At 49.8% G+C, this 14,673-nt stretch carries 14 protein-coding genes; 10 read left to right on the top strand and 4 right to left on the bottom strand.

Translation table 11 applies throughout. From position 1 onward, the window contains the following. Nucleotides 1–32: 32 nt before the first annotated feature. Both ACYVH9_RS14700 and ACYVH9_RS14695 read right to left on the bottom strand, forming a co-directional pair. On the bottom strand, nt 33–929 hold the full coding sequence (locus ACYVH9_RS14700; RefSeq protein WP_460637115.1) for a DivIVA domain-containing protein: 897 nt from the start codon (nt 927–929) through the stop codon (nt 33–35). Between the two features lie 123 nt (nt 930–1,052). Further along, nucleotides 1,053–1,955 carry a WD40 repeat domain-containing protein gene (locus tag ACYVH9_RS14695; RefSeq protein WP_460637114.1) on the bottom strand — a complete coding sequence of 301 codons (903 nt, stop codon included), beginning with the start codon at nt 1,953–1,955 and terminating at the stop codon, nt 1,053–1,055. A gap of 134 nt (nt 1,956–2,089) precedes the next feature. Here ACYVH9_RS14695 and ACYVH9_RS14690 point away from each other — a divergent pair, with 134 nt between their 5' ends. Beyond that, nucleotides 2,090–2,719, top strand: coding sequence for a 4'-phosphopantetheinyl transferase family protein (locus ACYVH9_RS14690; RefSeq protein WP_460637113.1), 630 nt, complete (start codon nt 2,090–2,092; stop codon nt 2,717–2,719). Here ACYVH9_RS14690 and ACYVH9_RS14685 read toward each other — a convergent pair. Together ACYVH9_RS14685 and ACYVH9_RS14680 are read right to left on the bottom strand one after the other, a co-directional pair. Continuing rightward, nucleotides 2,716–2,922, bottom strand: a complete 207-nt coding sequence (locus ACYVH9_RS14685; RefSeq protein ID WP_460637112.1) for a DUF4177 domain-containing protein — start codon at nt 2,920–2,922, stop codon at nt 2,716–2,718. The genes ACYVH9_RS14690 and ACYVH9_RS14685 overlap by 4 nt on opposite strands. 54 nt (nt 2,923–2,976) lie before the next feature. Continuing rightward, a complete protein-coding gene (locus ACYVH9_RS14680; protein WP_460637596.1) occupies nt 2,977–3,849 on the bottom strand; it encodes a transglutaminase-like domain-containing protein in 873 nt (290 codons plus the stop codon). A gap of 274 nt (nt 3,850–4,123) precedes the next feature. Here ACYVH9_RS14680 and galE point away from each other — a divergent pair, with 274 nt between their 5' ends. From galE to ACYVH9_RS14635, 9 genes are all read left to right on the top strand, one after another. Then, nucleotides 4,124–5,158, top strand: coding sequence for a UDP-glucose 4-epimerase GalE (galE, locus tag ACYVH9_RS14675; protein ID WP_460637111.1), 1,035 nt, complete (start codon nt 4,124–4,126; stop codon nt 5,156–5,158). 6 nt (nt 5,159–5,164) lie between these two features. Next, entirely contained in the window at nt 5,165–6,223 is a 1,059-nt protein-coding gene (gene rfbB, locus ACYVH9_RS14670; protein WP_460637110.1) for a dTDP-glucose 4,6-dehydratase, read from the top strand. Nucleotides 6,224–6,332: 109 nt separating this feature from the next. Beyond that, a complete protein-coding gene (rfbA, locus tag ACYVH9_RS14665; RefSeq protein ID WP_460637109.1) occupies nt 6,333–7,193 on the top strand; it encodes a glucose-1-phosphate thymidylyltransferase RfbA in 861 nt (286 codons plus the stop codon). Between the two features lie 423 nt (nt 7,194–7,616). Next, the gene (locus ACYVH9_RS14660; RefSeq protein WP_460637108.1) at nt 7,617–8,051 is read left to right on the top strand and encodes a hypothetical protein; all 435 of its coding nucleotides are present in this window, start codon (nt 7,617–7,619) and stop codon (nt 8,049–8,051) included. Between the two features lie 878 nt (nt 8,052–8,929). Beyond that, complete coding sequence (locus tag ACYVH9_RS14655) at nt 8,930–9,328, top strand: hypothetical protein (protein ID WP_460637107.1); 399 nt, start codon at nt 8,930–8,932, stop codon at nt 9,326–9,328. A gap of 18 nt (nt 9,329–9,346) precedes the next feature. Beyond that, entirely contained in the window at nt 9,347–10,033 is a 687-nt protein-coding gene (locus tag ACYVH9_RS14650) for a hypothetical protein (protein WP_460637106.1), read from the top strand. 112 nt (nt 10,034–10,145) lie between these two features. Continuing rightward, nucleotides 10,146–10,955, top strand: coding sequence for a sensor histidine kinase (locus tag ACYVH9_RS14645; protein WP_460637105.1), 810 nt, complete (start codon nt 10,146–10,148; stop codon nt 10,953–10,955). A 12-nt stretch (nt 10,956–10,967) separates the two neighbouring features. Further along, nucleotides 10,968–11,645, top strand: a complete 678-nt coding sequence (locus ACYVH9_RS14640) for a response regulator transcription factor (RefSeq protein WP_460637104.1) — start codon at nt 10,968–10,970, stop codon at nt 11,643–11,645. A gap of 251 nt (nt 11,646–11,896) precedes the next feature. Then, on the top strand, nt 11,897–14,656 hold the full coding sequence (locus ACYVH9_RS14635; RefSeq protein WP_460637103.1) for a 2-oxoglutarate dehydrogenase E1 component: 2,760 nt from the start codon (nt 11,897–11,899) through the stop codon (nt 14,654–14,656). Nucleotides 14,657–14,673 lie beyond the last annotated feature (17 nt).

The following is a 14,673-nucleotide window of genomic DNA, read 5'->3' as shown; positions in this document are numbered from 1 at the left end:
ACAAAAAAGCGGACCCCGTGTCCGCTTTTTTGTTAAATCTGATCGAAGAAGGAGCCAGCTTCCTTTTTCTTTCCTTCGGGCTCGAGTTGTTGCTCAACAGCCTTCGGATCGCCTGTTTGCTCTTCGGCAGGTGATGATTCGACATCCGGTTCGGTAACGGGCAGACCTGCTTCGGCGGCTTCGGCACCCTGGGCCGCTACCGGATCATCGATGCCGGTTTCCGAAGTGGCGAGTTCAACCTCGCTGGCGGTTCTGTCCACCGCATCGTCGGTTGTTTCAGCGTGCAAAGCCTCGGGGTTTACCAGCTCTGAATCGGCATCCGCCGGTGCGGTTCCCTTACTGGCAATGGGCTCGTGTTCAGCGTGTAACTCCGTTACTTCGTCAATTTTTGCCTGGATGGATGCCTGGTTGAATTTCTGCTCGAACCGATCGACATTGTCGATGGCGCTGGTGGCCAGCGTACGGATCTGTTTGATCAACCCCTCTTTGTATTTCTCCATCGCCTTGAAGTCGTGTTCCATTGACTTCAGGTCATTCAAAATATTTTCTTTGATGAACCGGGCCTGATTTTCGGCGTCCTGTACCATTAGGGTCGAACGTTTGCGGGCGTCGGCCAGAATCTCATCGGCCTTCTGCTTCGATTCGTTCAGGTATTTTTCAGCCGCTTTGTTGGCCTGTTCGGTAATTTGCGAACTGGTATCGTCAGCGGTTTTTAAGGTCTTGAACAGGGTCATTTCGATGTCCTTGAACTTACTGAGTTCTTTTTCAGCCAGCTCAAGCTGCATCTTCATCATTTTGCTTTCGCCGGTTACGCGTTCCCACTCCTGCGAAAGTGAAGCCAGAAAAGCATCCACCTCATCGGGGCGATAGCCGCCGAATCCCTTCTTTTCAAATGTATGCTGCCGTATCTCGATGGGCGTTATCTTCATGGTTGAAAGGTTTATGGTGCCGTAACGGTCACTTTTCCGCTAAATGTAAAGTTATCCGACCGAAAATATCAATTTTTTAGTCTGAATTTAGCGAAAAGGCTAAAAAGTAATGGATTCATTTAGCTAGCGGATAATTTCCCAGACTGAAATAAAACGGTCGTCGCTGGCCGAGACCAGTTGCCCCCGATAGGGGCTCCAGAGCAGTTTATTGACCGAAGTTCCGTGTCCGGCGTGCCGGGCGCGGTCGATGACTTTCAGCAAGCGGAAGTGTTCGGCATCCCATACTTTAACGGATTTATCCATGCTACATGTAGCAAATAACGCGCCATCCGGGCTAAAGCAGATGTGATTAATGGCAAAAAGATGGGCCGCTACATCGGTTTGTAACGTATACTGATCCGCTACCTTCCAGACTTTCAGGTGCGCATCACGCCCGGCTGACAGCAAAAACCGTCCGTCGGGCGAAAATTGAACCGTAAAAACCGAATTGGTATGGGCCGGAATGATGCGTTTGAGCTGCAACGAATCGGCGTCGAAAATACGGATGCCACTATCGCTGTAGCCCACGGCTACCTCGCGGCTGATCGGGTTGATCGCAATGCTGCGCGCACTTTTGTCGCCCCCTTTTACGTGTTTTCGGACCACAAATTCCGTTCGATCCATCACCACCACAACCCCGTCGGACAAGGCCAGCCACGCCGTATTTTCGAAGAATTTAATGTCAAAAATGGCCGCCGAGGTAAGCTGTGCCGACTTTACTTCCTTTTTTTGAGCCGGATCAATAACGTGAATACCGTCGTAATTCTGACCAACCCACAACTGCTGCTGGTCCGCATCGTAGGCAACCGCATAAATAGACGCCGGAATACGGGCGAGCAGCGTTCCCAGGTCGGGTTTGTCCAGTTGCCAGCGAACTACCAGGCCGTCGGCACCCGCGGAGAAAAACTCGGTAGGCGACGATCCCGCATCAAGGGTATAGACGCAGTCGCGGTGGCCGGCAAACGTATCTACTTTATGAACTTGCATTAGCTATAGTTTCTGCAATGATAAATGTAAAAAGCGAAAGTGTTCCGGCAAGGTTCCTTTTTCATTTCATAACGCAGAGGTAGACCGGCGAGTGGTTTCCATTATCTTTACGCCCTCAAACAGAAAACCGGAATATGGCCGTTTATCAAACCCACCGGCTCGGGGCTGATTGTACAGCCGTGTTGTGGAAAATTGAAGAAAGTGAAGACGACTTGCGCCCGCTGCTGACGCTGACCGTTCCGGAACAGATGGAGTTGCTGGAGGTGACGCACCCGGCCCAGCGGGTCGAATGGCTGGCGTGTCGGGCGGCCGTTATGTCGCTGGTAGAACCGTACTGGCCTTATTCGGGATTGTACAAAGATGAATTCGGAAAACCGCATCTGATTGGCCTGAAGGCGCATATTTCTATTTCGCACACGACGGGCTGGGCTGCGGCCGTGCTGCATCATTCCAAAGCCGTTGGCATTGATATCGAACCGTTTCGGGATCAATTCAGGCGGGTGGTGCCCCGCGTGTTATCCGATGACGAAATCCGTCATGCTGATGGGAGTGTGCAGCGGCTGGCGGTTTACTGGTGCGCGAAAGAAGCCCTGTATAAACTGTACGGGAAACGCCAGCTCACGTTCCGCGAACACCTGCACATCGAACCGTTTGCGGACGGAACCGGATTGTTGACGGGCCATGTTCGCTTGCCGGACGACGTGCGGGAGTTGCAGATTCATTATTTCGAAACCGGACCCGGTATGCTGGCAATTGCTTTCTAGACCGATTCGGTTAGTTCGCGTTTCAGGATGATAAAAGCCGAATGAGTTTGCCCTTCGTATCGATTGGTTGACAGGGAAGACGCAATCTCCCAGCCTTCGGAACCCAATTCGTTTAATTTATCCAGGAGTTCCTGATTATCAATTTTGCCACCCCAAAAACCGCCTACCGGAACTTGTAACATTCGGTATTCAAATTTCTTCATGCTTGGTGGGGGTAATGAGTTGTTGTTGGCATAAGCATCTGAAGAGTTGATTCGTCACTTGTTGGTATAATCCGACAGGGGAGGAGTAGCATCCTCGTCATAAACCGCATTCAGCAATTGCTCCACCTCTTTGACGCGGCCCGTATCCCCAATTTTCTCGAACGCCAGCATCAGGTTCCGCAGAACCCGGCGAATGATATCCAGATTGGTGCAGGGCTGGTAATACGTATCGGCCGGTTTCAGGTTCAACTGGCCAATGTAATGATCGATGTCTGATTTTGAGAAGACCAGTCCGCGGTTGAACACATTGATGTAAAACTGCGTATGATCCTTTTTATAGGTCAGTACAAACAAACTCGGCAGATTGACTCCGTACACCGGCAAATCAAGCTGCTGGGCAATCATCATGTAGATGACACAGAGCGAAATCGGGTTGCCGCGCCGACTTTCCAGCACGACATTGATCATCGAGTTGGAAGGAGAATGAAAATGTTTGGTGTTGGCGGCAAACTTGAGTTTATTAAAAAATACGGTATTCAACGTCTTAATCTGGTCGATCGGATGCATATCCGCTTTTCCTTCCAGCCAGACGTCCAGGTAGAGCTGCTTGATATCCTGGCGGATTTTTTCGAGCGACAAATCCGGATACTGGTACGTTGCCACAATCCACAGACCTTCGAGCAGGTCGATGCCCCCGGTTTCTTTCCAGATTCTGATTCGTTCCAGAACGGCCTGGTACTGTAAATCGTGAATCAGCTCCTCAATCTTTTTCTGATGAATCGGGTTGAAACTGTCTTCCCATTCACTTTCCAGATACGGGATCAACTGGCCGCCCAATTCGCGAATCTTCTGCTCAACGTGTTCGGTGATTTCCCGGTCATCATCATCCAGCAGAGAAATCAACGCCTTTATTTCGTTATCGTTTATCATGCCACTTCAACGGGATTGGATTGCCAATTTCAGCATTCCGGCAACTCTGTGGGCCGGTTGCTAAGACGGTCTAACCCGAAGATAAAAACTTATTTTTAGAAACCTACTGAATTTTATACTTTTGCCCGGTAGGAAAGGTTCGGGTTTCCAGTTATTAACACGATTTTTCCCAAAATGATTTTCAGACCGAGGTATTCTAAAAATGCAACATGCTCGGAGCCCACTACTCAATTCAACGTTTGAAATAACTTCATAGATACAACCTCCTATTATGAAAATTTTAGTTACTGGCGGAGCCGGGTTTATTGGTTCACACACGGTGGTTGAACTGCTGGCGGCTGGCTATGAGCCGGTTATTATCGATAACTTTGCCAATTCGAACCGCTCCGCGCTGGCGGGACTGCGTCAGATTCTGGGGCATGACGTGCCGTTCTACGAGGCTGATTGCAACGACGCGGATACCCTGAATACCATCTTCGAAAAAGAGAATTTTGGGGGCGTAATTCATTTTGCCGCTCACAAAGCCGTTGGCGAGTCAGTGGCCAAACCGTTGATGTACTACCGTAACAACCTGGATTCAACGATTCTGCTGCTGGAAACCATGCAGCGGTACGGCGTGCCGAATATCGTATTTTCGTCGTCCTGCACGGTGTACGGCCAGCCCGAACACCTGCCAGTAACGGAGGAAACGCCCCGGCTGCCTGCCCAGTCGCCCTACGGTAACACCAAAGCCATCTGTGAGGATATCATCCGGGATACGGTTTACGCCAAAGCGCCTGTCAAGGCCATTGCGCTACGGTATTTTAATCCGATTGGGGCTCACCCGTCGGGTCTGATTGGGGAGCTTCCTCTGGGAGTGCCCAGTAACCTGGTACCGTACATCACTCAGACAGCCGCCGGTATCCGCGAAAAGCTGACGGTTTTTGGGGATGATTACGATACCGCCGATGGAACCTGCGTGCGGGATTTTCTCCACGTGGTTGATCTGGCGAAAGCACACGTACAGGCCCTGCGTCTGCTCGACTCCCGCGAAGAAACCAGTTACTATGACTTTTTCAACGTCGGTACGGGTCAGGGAAATACCGTGCTGGAGCTGATTCAGACGTTTGAGGAGGTAAACAATATCAAACTGAATTACACGATTGGGCCGCGTCGTCCGGGTGACGTCGAGAAAATATACGCCCAGGTCGATAAAGTAAACAACGTCATGGGATGGCGGGCCGAAAAAACATTGGCCGAAAGCCTCCGGGATGCGTGGCGTTGGGAACAGAATTTGCAAGAGAAAAAATCAACCGTTTCGGAGTAAAAAATTATGTCAAAAAAGATTCTGATTACCGGCGGAGCCGGCTTTATTGGTTCACACGTCGTTCGGTTGTTCGTGACCAAGTATCCAGACTATCAGATCGTCAACCTGGATAAATTGACCTACGCCGGTAACCTTGCCAATCTTTCCGATATTGAACAGGCCCCCAACTACACCTTCGTCAAAGGCGATATCACCGATGCCGCGTTTCTGGAACAACTCTTCGGTCAGCACACTTTCGATGGGGTGATTCACCTGGCCGCCGAGTCCCACGTCGACCGCTCGATCACCGACCCTATGGCCTTCGTGCTGACCAACGTGGTGGGCACCGTCAACCTGCTCAATGCCGCCAAAACTAGCTGGAAAGCCGACTTCAGCGGCAAACGCTTCTACCACGTCTCGACCGATGAGGTCTACGGCTCGCTGCACAACCCCGAGGAGTTCTTCGTGGAAACCACCCCCTACGATCCGCAGTCGCCCTACTCGGCCTCCAAGGCCGCTTCCGACCACTTTGTGCGGGCCTACGGCAATACGTACCAACTGCCCATCGTGCTGTCGAACTGCTCGAACAACTACGGCCCCAATCACTTCCCCGAGAAGCTGATTCCGTTGATGATTCACAACATCCAGACCAACAAACCGCTGCCGGTGTACGGCAAGGGGGAAAACGTACGGGATTGGCTATACGTCATCGACCACGCCCGGGCCATCGATACGATTTACCATGACGGCCGCAACGGGGAGACCTACAATATTGGGGGCTTCAACGAGTGGAAAAACATCGACCTGGTGCACCTGTTGTGTTCGATCATGGACCGCAAGCTGGGGCGGCCCGCGGGCACTTCGGCTCAGCTGATCACTTACGTGACCGACCGGGCGGGGCACGATCTGCGTTACGCCATCGATGCCCACAAGCTGATGAATGAGCTGGGCTGGCAGCCCTCGCTGCAGTTTGAAGAGGGCCTGGAAAAAACCGTCGACTGGTTCCTGGCCAATCAGCAGTGGCTGGACAACGTGACCTCCGGCTCGTATCAGTCGTATTACGATTCCATGTACGCAAACCGCTAATAGTGTGAAGAGTACATGATTGACCCAAGGCCTGGCTGCGCCCTTTTCTGCCTTCTGCGCAGCCAGGCCTTGGGTCGATCATGTGCTTCTTCCCGTATGATTCAAAACGATGAAAGGTATCATTCTGGCCGGAGGTTCCGGTACTCGTCTGCACCCGTTGACGCTGGCCGTCAGCAAACAACTCATGCCGGTTTACGACAAACCGATGATTTATTATCCGTTGTCGATTCTGCTGCTGGCGGGCATTCGCGAGATTCTGATTATCTCCACTCCGCACGATTTGCCCAATTTCAAGAAGCTGCTGGGCGACGGTTCGCAGGTGGGCTGCACGTTTGCATACGCCGAACAGCCGCTGCCCAATGGGTTGGCGCAGGCGTTTGTGATCGGTGAGGAGTTCATCGGCGATGACAAAGTGGCGCTGATTCTGGGGGACAACATTTTCTACGGCTCGGGTTTGTCGAAGCTGTTGCAGGCCAATAACGACCCGGATGGTGGCGTGGTTTTTGCCTACAAGGTGAACGATCCGGAGCGGTACGGGGTGGTGGAGTTCGACGGAGAGAACAAGGCGTTATCGATTGAAGAGAAACCGCAGGATCCCAAGTCGAACTATGCGGTGCCGGGCTTGTATTTTTACGACAATGAGGTGGTCAAGATCGCCAGGGAGCTGGCGCCGAGTGCGCGGGGCGAGTACGAGATCACGGATGTGAACAAGGTATACCTGGAGCGGGGGAAGCTGAAAGTAGGGATTCTGGACCGGGGCACGGCGTGGCTGGACACGGGCACGTTTGCGTCGTTGATGCAGGCGGGTCAGTTTGTGGAGGTGATTGAGGAGCGTCAGGGGCTGAAGATAGGCTCGATTGAGGAGGTGGCCTACCGGATGGGCTACATCGATGCTGATCAGCTGCGGGCCATTGCCCAGCCGCTGGTCAAAAGTGGCTATGGACAGTATTTGCTGAATTTGTTGAAATAAAAAAGCTGGGAGGGAAGGAAACGGAAACCGTCTGCTTCCCTCTTTTTTCTCCTCGTTCTTTCCTCTCTTTTCTTGCTCTTCTTGCAAAAAAAAAGCCTGGACAACGTCCTGGCCTTTTCCAAACCTAACCTATGAGATGAGAAAATCGGCTCATCCTTTGGGAAGGAATTGCCAACTCTCTTCAAATGTGCAGGGAATTTACTAAGAAAATTAAATAAGAAATTCCCTGTTCATAAAAAAAGGCGTTTTACCGGTAAGGATAAGGGATTCTCCGTATTTAGCTGCGTAGTTCTACTTGTTTTGGTATTGTTAATTCTCTGTATTTCAGATAGTTGTTGTACTATTGAATGTTTCTTCTCCTTGCTATTGCCCTCCTCGCTTTCTATTTTGGATCAATCAAACGTGAAATCATCCAATAAAATCATGACAGACGACTCAAAAGAACCGTTCCGGGGCGATGTGGGTAACTTCATCCGAAACCGGGATGCTGAAACGCTGACCCGCCGTTTCCGTCAGTATAAGCAAGAGAAGCATGGTTCGGGCAAAGATTCCTACACCCGCGCCGAGTTTTTTGGCATCAACCGGCTTAACGAGCTATTGGGGTATGACGATTGCGTTGGCATCCGGATTTATTATGGACTGGGGAAAGAGAAGGATGAAAACGGTGAACCCAAGCCACAGCTGGTGTTGGCGGCTGTTAACTCAAGAGGAAAAGATATCTTTCTGGGTAACCTCACCCGTGATCCGGACGATAAAAGCGAGTCGGCTGCCGATGTAAACGACCCAACTGGTCTGAAAGATATGCCCGCCGGACGAGATGCATTGGCAGGTGGAGTCCCTTGTCCGCAACATTGCTAAGAATTTATTGGTCGTGGCGAAATGCTCCAGAGACTTTACGATATTTTTATTCAACACCCATTAGACTTAATTGCCGAATTGATAAGCTTATTGCCATTTATAGCAGGGCTTATCAATTTAAAATATTTGAAAAGAGGAGTAAAGCTGCTAGTTCTATATTTCTTTATAATTATATTTAGAGACTTTACTTCTAATGTATATGCGATTAGAAAGGTAAATAATCTATTTCTTTATAATGCTTCGGCATTTTTTGAGATCGTGTTTATATGCCTGGTCTTTCTACCTCACTTCAATAAAGTGATTGTTAGAATGATAGTTAAATATGTTGCCTTTCTTACACTTTTAGTATGCTGCTTATTTTGGAGTAGTAATAATTTGTCCGCAGGGGTACTTTCTGTTTCGAGGGCTTATTCAGTAGTAGTCGTTTTGTTTTATTTTAATCAATTAGTGCAAGATTTAAACGTAAAAAATATATTATGGCATTCCTTGTTTTGGATAAGTAGCGGATTGATTATTCAGTTCACGGGAACTTTCTTTGTTTATCTTTTTGCAAACTACGGCTTGTCAATCAATACACAGGCCAATTTGTTTGATTTATACTGGAACATGAATCAAATCATGTATATCGTTTTTTGTGTATTTTCTTTAATCGGTATTTGGGTTAGTAAAAAAGACTTTAATAATTATAATGGATAATATAGACCGTACTTCTTCTATTAGTCTAATCCGTAATCGACTTCTAACTTTTAGCTATTGAAGAGATTGAGGGTGCACTGGGCTTCCGTTTACTCAATGTTAATTGCTTTCCTCAACAAGCTTATGCACTTTTGGCCAATGATTACAAATCACATTTATTTAATTAAAACCTCTTTTTGATCATGAGTGGAATTGCCAGCGGTGCCGGTCGCTTCATTTCAAAAGATGAAGCAAATGACTTTAAAGGTGCGTATCAGAAACGCAAAAAAGAACAACAGATTCCGGAATCGGATACGGTTCGCTCCGAGTTTTTTGGCAGCGATAACCTGCAACGGATTTTGAGCCAGCCCGGTTGCGTTGGTATCCGGGTGTACCACGCCAAGCGCCGGGAAAAAGTAAACGGGACCGAACACCTCGTGCCCCGGGTCGTGTTGGTGGGCGTGGATGAAAACGGGGAGGAGATTCTGGAGCTGGCTGTTCCGGCCGAAATTGGCATGAAAGATATGGCCGCAGGGCAGGACGGACAGCTGGCCGATGGCCCATTATGCCCGCCCGAGTGTAATAAAGGTAAGGGAGGCTGATAGGACCAAATCCATTGTATGATTGATCACCCCTATATTACGTTAATACTGGAATATCCGGATTCATTTTTACCAGACCTGTTTTTATTGATTGCGATCGGAGCAGGTCTGGTCAATTATAGTTTTCTGGACAAACCAGGCCGGTGGTTACTCCGGATGCTGGTTTCGTCGTTTATTATCGGTCTGGTACAGCTGCATGACGCGGCCTTCCGGCAAAATAATCTGTATCTCTATAATTTAAATTCACTGGTTGAAATGCTCTGCCTGACGGCAGCGTACCGGCTTGAGTTGAAATCGAAGAAAAACCAGACCATCGTGCTGACAGGTTTGGGCCTGTATCTGCTGGTGTTTGTTTACGATTTCAGCTGGACGCACATTGCGGGGGTGACCCTGGGTGTTCAGCGGTTGATCATGATTTTGTATACCCTGTTGTATTTTCATCACATTCTGACCAAAATGCAGATACAGAATATCCTGATTCATGCCATGTTTTGGATTAGTGCCGGAGCCATTGTTCATGCCGCCGGTACTTTATTTGTGTTTCTGTTTGTGAAAGTAACGTTAGGAGACCTGAGTTCGAACGGCAGTTACGCGCTTTACATTACCATCGTCCGATGGTTTACGGCTTTTTTCTACGTGGTTCTGTCGATCGGTTTCTGGCTTCGTCGCCGGGAATTTCGGCTTGGAGACGGATTAACCGTTTAATACATGGCGCTTGCGGAAGTGGTGCCGGAGTTTTATATTTCGCCAAATTGATTGATCATAATTCCCCGTGTATGGGAATGTACTTCGCTTCGGGTTCGCTGTGAACGAGGACATGAAATTATATATTGCCGTCGGAACGGCCGTTTTGTTGGTGATGGCGATTTTCATCATCGTCTTCGTCGCTTATTACCAGCAAAAACAAATCCGCCAGCAACTGATCCTGAAAGAGTGGCAGGAGAAATACCGCAAAGGGCTTCTCGCGGCTACGCTTCAGGCCCAAGAACACGAACGTCGGCGCATTGCCCAGGATTTGCACGATGAGATCGGCACGATGTTGTCGGTGACCAAGCTGAGTCTGAACCAACTGGGCCGAACCGTGGAACATAACGACCCCGGCTCTACGGTTCTGGTGCAGAAAACCCGCTCGCTTTTAGACGAAACCATTGCCAACGTCCGGCGCATCAGCCGGGATTTGGTGCCAACTACCCTCGAACGGTTTGGGCTGGTCTCGGCACTGGAAGAACTGGCCGAGAAAGCCAGCAACGGTGAAGTGCACGTTGAACTGACGTGCTCCGACAAAATGCCAACCCTGCTGCCACAACTGGACCTGACCTTGTTTCGCATTGCGCAGGAGCTAATCAACAACGCCATCAAACACGCCAACGCCCAGAGCATTATCATTGATCTGCACTGCCAGCCCGGTGGTATTCTGCTGTCGGTCATTGATGATGGTCGCGGGTTTGATCTGGACGAAATCATGAAAGATAAAAAGCGCGGGTTGGGGCTCCGTAATATCGAAAGCCGGTTGAATGTCATCGACGGGCATGTTACATTTGATGTGGAGGAAGGCCGGGGGTCCCGGATACACATCCAGGTTCGCAATTTGAAACCGGAAGTGGAGGTAGAAGTAGAACCCGTTTAACAAACCCTGACCATGAAAAAAATTAAAATTGCCCTCGCCGACGATCATAATCTGTTCCGGAAAGGAATGGCTTCGGTATTGAGTCAGGTGCCGGATTTTGAACTGGTGCTGGAAGCCAGCAACGGCCAGGAACTGATCGAAAAGCTGACTCGTCGGATGCCCGACGTGGTGCTGCTGGATCTGGAGATGCCGGTAATGGACGGCATCGCCACGACGGAGTACATCCGGGAAAACCATCCCGATGTCCGGATTATTATGCTGACCATGCACGATGAAGACCGCTTTGTGCTGCACCTGCTCGAAAAAGGCGTTAGCGGTTATGTCCTGAAAGACGCGGATCTGGATGAAGTGGAGAAAGCCGTTCACCGCGTGATGGACGATGGTTTATACCTGAATGACTTTGTGTCGAAAGTGATGCACCGAAAAATGGTGAACAAAACAACCGTTATTAAACCGTCGGCTACCACCACCACAACGTTATATAATAGTAAGGTGCTGTTGTCGGAACGAGAAAAGGAAGTGCTTAAGCTGATTTGTGAAGGACTGTCGACTGCCGAGATCAGCGAAAAAATATTTCTGAGCCCGCGTACGGTAGAAGGGCACCGGTTGCGAATTCTGGAAAAAACCGGGACTAAAAACACGGCAGGCATGGTGGCTTACGCCTTCAAAAATAACCTGGTCAGTAACTAATACCAGACCCTGAAAAGACAACCCAGGCGGAAGAAAGGCAGAAGAGGCAGTGGCGGCTTCTTTTCCTTTTTTCCGCTTTAGTTTTTAGGCGCTGTCCGCACGGTCTTATTCGCTTTTTTTCAACTAATTTACCTTCTGCCGTGTTAGCAAAATAAAACCTGGGTGGATTCGTAAAGAATTGAATAAATAGTAGACAATCTTTCTATTTGAATCATTTAACTTTGCCAATCGAACATGGGTGATCCCGAATTATGGACAGATTCTCGTATATAGCTAACTCTGAAGCAGCCTACATTGACGATTTATACCGGGCTTATAAACAGGACCCGGGCTCGGTAGATGGAAGCTGGCAAAAATTTTTTGAAGGTTTTGAATTTTCTCAATCGTACGGCGAAAGTGGTAACGGCAACGGCCACGGAAGCGACGAACAGGCAACTACAAAACCCGTTATCGACACCAAGCACGCTGAAAAGGAAGTCTCGGTTGCAAGTTTGATCAAAGCATATCGGTCGCGCGGCCACCTTCTGGCCAAAACCAATCCGATCCGTGATCGGAAAGACCGCAACCCCCGGATCAGTCTGGAAGATTATGCCTTGTCGGAAGCCGATCTGGATACGGTTTTTGAGTCTGGCAATCTGCTGGGCATTGGGCCCAGCTCGCTGCGGAAAATTATGGAATCGCTGGAGAAAATATACGCCGGAACCATCGGTTTCGAGTATATGTACATCCGGGAGATTGACGTAAAGAACTGGCTGCGGAATAAGATTGAAAAAGAAGCACTGGTGTTCGATCCGACGCTGGAAGAGAAAAAGCGGATTTTGAAGAAGCTGAACGAAGCAACGGTTTTCGAAAACTTCCTGCATACCAAATACCTCGGCCAGAAACGGTTTTCGCTCGAAGGGGGCGAAACAACCATTCCGGCCCTGGACGCCATCATCAATTACGCTGGAGAACTGGGCGTTGAAGAAGTAATGATCGGAATGGCTCACCGGGGTCGTCTGAACGTACTGGTCAACATCCTGGGCAAATCGTACGAAGCCGTTTTCAGCGGTTTTGAAGGAAATGTGCCCGATCAGGTATTCGGCGACGGCGATGTAAAATACCACCTGGGCTATTCCAGCCTGGTCGAAACCTCGTCGGGCAAACAGATTAGCCTGAAGCTCGCCCCGAACCCGTCGCACCTGGAAGCCGTCAACCCGATTATCGAAGGGTTTGTTCGGGCTCAGGCCGACGAGGAGTACGGCGGCAACTACGATAAAATCCTGCCGATCTTGATCCACGGGGATGCGGCTGTAGCCGGGCAGGGCATCGTGTATGAAGTAACACAGATGGCCAAGCTGGCTGGTTACCAGACCGGCGGAACCCTCCACTTTGTGATCAATAACCAGATCGGTTTTACAACCGATTTTGAAGACGCCCGTTCGTCAATCTATTGTTCTGATGTCGCCAAAATTGTGGATGCACCCGTTTTCCACGTTAACGGTGACGATCCGGAAGCAGTTATTTTCTGCGCGAAGCTGGCCATTGAGTTCCGCGAGAAATTCAATCGGGACGTCTTTATCGATATGGTCTGCTACCGTCGGTACGGCCACAACGAATCCGATGAGCCGAAGTTCACGCAGCCGACGCTGTACAGCAAAATTGACAAACATGCCAACCCGCGCGAGATCTACAACAAAAGTCTGATCGAACGCGGAGAGGTGGATGCCGAACTGGCGTCGAAGATGGATGCTGAGTTCAAGAAGGAATTGCAGGACCGACTCGACATGGTGAAGCAAAAAGCCGAAATTCCGTATAAACCGCTCCGATTGGACCGGGAGTGGGCGGAGTTGCGGGTCAGCGAGCCAGCCGATTTTGACCGGTCGCCCGAAACCGGCGTTCCGATGGAAACATTGGAGAAAGTTGGCAATGCGCTGGTGACGATTCCGAGCGGTTTCAAACCCCTGAAGCAGATCGATAAATTGCTGAAAGATCGTCGGCAGATGCTGTTTGAGACAAAACAGGTCAACTGGGGAACCGCCGAGTTGCTGGCCTACGGCTCCATTCTGTCCGAAAATAAAGTCGTTCGCCTGAGTGGTCAGGATGTGCAGCGCGGAACGTTCTCGCACCGCCATGCCGTTCTGCACGATTCTGAAACGAACGAATCATACAGCTCGCTCGACCACATCGAAGGCAGTCAGCAGAAGATGCAGATCTACAACTCGCTGTTGTCGGAATACGGTGTGTTGGGCTTTGAATTTGGGTATTCTATGGCGGCTCCGCACGCGCTGGTCATCTGGGAAGCGCAGTTTGGAGACTTCTCCAACGGGGCACAGGTGATCATTGACCAGTTTGTATCATCCTGCGAATCGAAGTGGGGACTGATGAACGGCCTGGTCATGCTGTTGCCGCACGGTTATGAAGGCCAGGGGCCAGAACACTCCAATGCCCGTCCGGAGCGGTACCTGCAATTGTCGGCCGAGTATAATATGGTGGTGGCCAACGTAACCACGCCCGCCAATTTCTTCCATATTTTGCGCCGTCAGCTGACCTGGCCATTCCGCAAGCCACTGGTGATTATGTCACCAAAATCTTTATTGCGTCATCCACAAGTAGTTTCTCCGCTGGAAGACCTTACCAAAGGTACGTTCAAGGAAGTGTTGCCGGATACATACGCACCGAGCAAGAAAGTGAAACGCGTTCTGTTGTGTACGGGTAAGATTTACTACGAATTGCTCGAAAAACAACAGGCTGATAAGCGTGAAGACGTTGCTATTGTTCGCTTGGAGCAGTTACATCCATTCCCGCAGAAGCAGCTTGATGCTATTCTGGCCAGCTACAGCAAGAATGCCGAATTGGTGTGGGTTCAGGAAGAACCGTCCAACATGGGAGCCTGGACGTATTTGCTGCGTTCAGCTTTGGATCTGAAATTACGCGGCATCACCCGGAAAAATAGTGCATCGCCCGCAACCGGTTATTCGAAAGTGCACAGCCAGGAGCAGGCTGATATCATTCGCCGGGCGTTTGAATAAGGTTTTACAGTTATCAT

The organism is Larkinella harenae (genome assembly GCF_054780515.1).
Note: the sequence above shows the minus strand (reverse complement) of the source record. Positions and strands in the feature narration are given on the sequence as shown.

Coding starts and splice junctions, on each gene's coding strand:
- ACYVH9_RS14660 (WP_460637108.1), top strand. CDS start 7,617: ATGACAGACGACTCAAAAGAACCGTTCCGGGGCGATGTGGGTAACTTC.
- ACYVH9_RS14645 (WP_460637105.1), top strand. CDS start 10,146: ATGAAATTATATATTGCCGTCGGAACGGCCGTTTTGTTGGTGATGGCG.
- rfbB (WP_460637110.1), top strand. CDS start 5,165: ATGTCAAAAAAGATTCTGATTACCGGCGGAGCCGGCTTTATTGGTTCA.
- ACYVH9_RS14685 (WP_460637112.1), bottom strand. CDS start 2,922: ATGAAGAAATTTGAATACCGAATGTTACAAGTTCCGGTAGGCGGTTTT.
- ACYVH9_RS14690 (WP_460637113.1), top strand. CDS start 2,090: ATGGCCGTTTATCAAACCCACCGGCTCGGGGCTGATTGTACAGCCGTG.
- rfbA (WP_460637109.1), top strand. CDS start 6,333: ATGAAAGGTATCATTCTGGCCGGAGGTTCCGGTACTCGTCTGCACCCG.
- ACYVH9_RS14635 (WP_460637103.1), top strand. CDS start 11,897: ATGGACAGATTCTCGTATATAGCTAACTCTGAAGCAGCCTACATTGAC.
- ACYVH9_RS14700 (WP_460637115.1), bottom strand. CDS start 929: ATGAAGATAACGCCCATCGAGATACGGCAGCATACATTTGAAAAGAAG.
- ACYVH9_RS14650 (WP_460637106.1), top strand. CDS start 9,347: ATGATTGATCACCCCTATATTACGTTAATACTGGAATATCCGGATTCA.
- galE (WP_460637111.1), top strand. CDS start 4,124: ATGAAAATTTTAGTTACTGGCGGAGCCGGGTTTATTGGTTCACACACG.
- ACYVH9_RS14695 (WP_460637114.1), bottom strand. CDS start 1,955: ATGCAAGTTCATAAAGTAGATACGTTTGCCGGCCACCGCGACTGCGTC.
- ACYVH9_RS14655 (WP_460637107.1), top strand. CDS start 8,930: ATGAGTGGAATTGCCAGCGGTGCCGGTCGCTTCATTTCAAAAGATGAA.
- ACYVH9_RS14640 (WP_460637104.1), top strand. CDS start 10,968: ATGAAAAAAATTAAAATTGCCCTCGCCGACGATCATAATCTGTTCCGG.